This window comes from Spiroplasma sp. hy2, assembly GCF_044714365.1.
In the GTDB taxonomy this organism is placed as follows: Bacteria; Bacillota_I; Bacilli_A; order Mycoplasmatales; family Mycoplasmataceae; genus Spiroplasma; species Spiroplasma phoeniceum.
The window spans coordinates 1-4,001 of record NZ_RXFZ02000093.1 but is presented as its reverse complement, the minus strand read 5'-3'; the positions used below and the strand labels follow the sequence as shown (position 1 = coordinate 4,001).

At 28.7% G+C, this 4,001-nt stretch carries 4 protein-coding genes; all 4 read right to left on the bottom strand.

Annotated features, from left to right (window positions below; translation table 4 throughout):
* Positions 1-71 precede the first annotated feature (71 nt).
* From EHV01_RS03760 to EHV01_RS03745, 4 genes are read right to left on the bottom strand one after another with little or no spacing between them, the layout of a single operon-like run.
* Positions 72-1,109, bottom strand: coding sequence for an NAD(P)H-dependent glycerol-3-phosphate dehydrogenase (locus EHV01_RS03760; protein WP_422066261.1), 1,038 nt, complete (start codon positions 1,107-1,109; stop codon positions 72-74).
* Between the two features lie 14 nt (positions 1,110-1,123).
* A complete protein-coding gene (der, locus tag EHV01_RS03755; protein ID WP_422066260.1) occupies positions 1,124-2,440 on the bottom strand; it encodes a ribosome biogenesis GTPase Der in 1,317 nt (438 codons plus the stop codon).
* 16 nt (positions 2,441-2,456) lie between these two features.
* Positions 2,457-3,110 carry a (d)CMP kinase gene (gene cmk / locus EHV01_RS03750; protein ID WP_422066259.1) on the bottom strand — a complete coding sequence of 218 codons (654 nt, stop codon included), beginning with the start codon at positions 3,108-3,110 and terminating at the stop codon, positions 2,457-2,459.
* Positions 3,111-3,126: 16 nt separating this feature from the next.
* On the bottom strand, positions 3,127-3,828 hold the full coding sequence (locus EHV01_RS03745) for a hypothetical protein (RefSeq protein WP_422066258.1): 702 nt from the start codon (positions 3,826-3,828) through the stop codon (positions 3,127-3,129).
* Positions 3,829-4,001: the final 173 nt, after the last annotated feature.

The window sequence follows — 4,001 nt, the reverse complement described above, 5'->3', positions numbered from 1 at the left end:
ATTCTGTAATTATTTTTTTCATTAATTATTTACCTCCATATATTAAAAATATACCTAATTTTAGGTATATTTTATAAATATCAAGAGTTTTCGACAAAATTAAAGGATAATATTGCTTTTGTAAAAACATTATTAATAATTACACTTGGTCGTTTATTATGATATAAAATATCATATAAAGCTTCAAATAAAGGTAATGTAATATTATTTGCACGCGCATCTAACACAATTGTTTTACAAGTTAAAACACCTTCTACTGTTTTTACTTGCTCTGATAAAACTTTTTGAGCATCATCAACTTGAGCAATTGCAAAACCAAGCGAATAATTCCGTGATTTACTTGAGGTAGTTGTTAAAATTAAATCAGCTAATCCTGCAAAGTTAAAAAAAGTTTCAATTTGAGCTCCTTTTGTTTTGGCAAAAAGTTGAATCTCATTTAACCCCATTGTAATTAATGATGCTTTAGCATTATCAGATTCATAAAGACCATTAAAAATTCCTGAGGCAATTGCTACTGCATTTTTTAAAGCAACCGCATATTCACTACCAATCACATCCGTATTAGCAAAAGTAACAAAATATTCATTATTAAACAAATCACGAATTTCTTGCGCAATTACTAAATCCTGTGAAACTGCCATAATACACGTTGGTTTTCGTTGTAAAACTTCTTTTGCAATGCTTGGACCATAAATACCTGCATATGCTTTTAAAATTTTTGGATTTATTAATTTTATAATTGATTTTGATAAAACTTCGTGTGTTTCAGGATCTAATCCTTTAGCAACATTAATGATAACAACTGGTTTTGTTACTGTTTGATTGATTTTCTCAATTATTAATTTAATAGCAACAACAGGAATTCCTAAAATAATATATTCAGCATCTTCAACTGCTTCAGCAAAATTTGTTGTGGCCTTAATTTCTTTATTAATTTTTAAATTACCAAAAAAATGACGATTTAAATGTTCGTTGTTAATATCATTAACTTCTTTCTTATCAATTCCATACATAATAACGTTATGATCATTATCTGTCAAAACATTTGCTAAAACTGTCCCATATGCTCCTGTTCCAATAACAGTAATATTTTTTTGTGTTTTTTTCATCATAATTTTCCTCGTTACTTTCTCTCTCTAAATAATATTTTAATTGGTACTCCCTCAAATCCAAAATATTCTCGAAGTTGATTTTCAAGAAACCTTTTATAAGAAAAATGAAGATATTTTGGATTATTACAAAACATAATAAAAGTTGGCACAACACCTTCAGGCTGAGTAGCATAATAAATTTTTAAACGCCCACCATTAAAATCTGGTGGTGGATTTAACAATTGTGCTTTTACTAAAATTTCATTTAGAACACTAGTTTTTACTCGCTGCGTTAAAACAACATAAACTTCATCAATTGTTTGAAATAAAATATGTAATCGTTTTTTTTCTAAAGCAGAAACAAAAACCATTTTCGCATAATTTAGATATTTAAAATATCCACGAATACTTTGTTCAATTTTTTTCATTGACCGTTCATTTTTTTCCATTACCGCATCTCACTTATTAATTACCAAAATAATTGGTTTATTTTGTTCAAATGCAATACCAGCAATATTTGTATCTTGGTCAGTAATAGGAACTGTCCCATCAATAATTAATAAAACAAGATCACTTCGTTCGATTGCACTAACAGCACGAAGAACACTATATTTTTCTAATTTTTCATAAACTTTCCCTTTTCTACGAATTCCAGCAGTATCAATCACAGTATAAAGTTGATTATTCCGTTTAAATGATGTATCAATTGAATCTGTTGTTGTTCCTGCAATTGGTGATACAATGACTCGTTCTTCACCTAAAATAGCATTTGTTAAAGAAGATTTTCCAACATTTGGTTTACCGATTAAAGAAAAATGAATTCCTTCTGTTTTTGGTTGAACTGGAATTTGATCTAAATGAGAAATTACTTGGTCTAATAAATCACCAATTCCAATTCCATGAGTAGCAGATACAGCAATTGGCTCACCAAATCCTAATGTCATATATTCATACAATTCACTTTCTTTTTCTTGCTTATCATATTTATTAACAACTAAAAGAACCGGTTTTTTAGCACGATATAGTATTTTTGCAACCATTTCATCATCTGGGGTAATTCCTTCTTTGTACGATAAAACAAAAATAATAATATCAGCTTCTGCAATTGCAATTTCTGCTTGCATTTTAATCTCTTGTGCAAACATTGCCGTATTATTTAATGTAATTCCCCCCGTATCAATTATTAAAAATTCTCTTGTTAATCATTCTGAGAAAGCATAAATTCGATCGCGTGTTACACCAGGAGTATCTTCAACAATTGCAAGGCGATTTTTAATAACACGATTAAATAATGTTGATTTCCCAACATTTGGACGCCCTACAATTGCAACAGTTCCTTTTTGTGCCATTTATTTTCCTGCTTTCTTAATAATTACATACTATTTCATAAATTTTAGTTACCGTTTGTTCAAATGTTAACTTACTACTATCCACAATAACTGCATCAGGAGCAATTTTTAATGGTCCAACCGCTCGGGTTGTGTCAACATAATCTCGTTCTTTTAATTTAGCAGTAATTTCTGCCAAATTATTCGGAACAATATGGTTTTCTTGATTTTGATTTCATCGGCGGTTAGCTCGCGCTGTAATACTCGCTGTTAAGTAAATTTTCACTTCAGCATCAGGAAGAACAACAGTAGTAATATCTCGTCCAACAACAACATTACCTTTTTTAATCACTAATTTTTGTTGCAGGCAAACCATTGCTGCTCGAATAAAATCAAGTCCAGTAATTTTGTTGATATTATCCAGAACAAGATCAGTTTGCAACTTATCAGTAATATCTTTCCCATTGACATAAACACGGTTATTAATCACTTGATAATTAAAGTTTGTTAATTGTGCTTGTAACTGATGATGATTTGTAAAATCAACTCCAACTTTTACACAAAAATAAGTAAAAGCACGGTAAGTTAACCCAGTATCAATAAACTGATAATTTAGTTTTTTGGCCAATTCATAACCAGCAGAAGATTTTCCACTACCAGCGGGGCCATCAATCGCAATATTTATTTTCATCATCTACTCCTATTTTCTATAACATAAAGATTAAAACTAAACAAATAGCTAATAAAACAACAAGCAAAAGCATAGTACTAAATAACATTTTATAACCTGGTTTTATTTTTCGATAAACAACTAATACATTATTATGTTTTTCTTCTAAAAGAGCAATTGATTGTTTTAGCATTTCTGCTGTTGATCGTTGATCATTTTTACGCATATGTGCAATTGTACTAAATTCAATATTAGCTGAATTAATTTTAAAATCACTATTTTCTGCTTGAATTTTATCACTTACTCGATGATAAGTAATTTTTTCTGCTAAAATACTTTCTAAAATTGCTTGATATTTTTGATATGTTGGTTTATTTAACAATGTTTCAGCAATTAAAATATTATGCATAACATCACCAGCATCTTGGTCATTTTTTTGATTAGTTTGAATTGTTGCTTTAGTTGTATTAACAACTTGGTCTAGCAATTGTTGCAAATCATATTTAAAATCAGATGGGTATGGTTGTTCATCTGGGTTTTTATCCAAATATGCTTTTTCTCAACTAAATTCTTGTTCAAAATCTGATTTAACACTACCAAAAAAATTATCATCAATAGCGTTTAACTTCGCCATGTAACTATTAATGACTTGACTAGTTTGATTAATTTCTTGATCAATCTCAATCTCTTTCTTAATCATTTCACGTAGCTGGGCAAATTTCTCCATTCTAGTTTCCATGTTAAACCTCCAACTTTTTTAAACTACATTAAAATTATATATTATTATTAAAATTTTTGCTTTAATTTTGTCGAAAACTCTTGATGAAATAAAAAAAATCATCAATATGACAATTTGAAAACTAATTTTGTGTAAGATTATGATTTTGCTTTAAATTTTTTAAACGTTAAWWW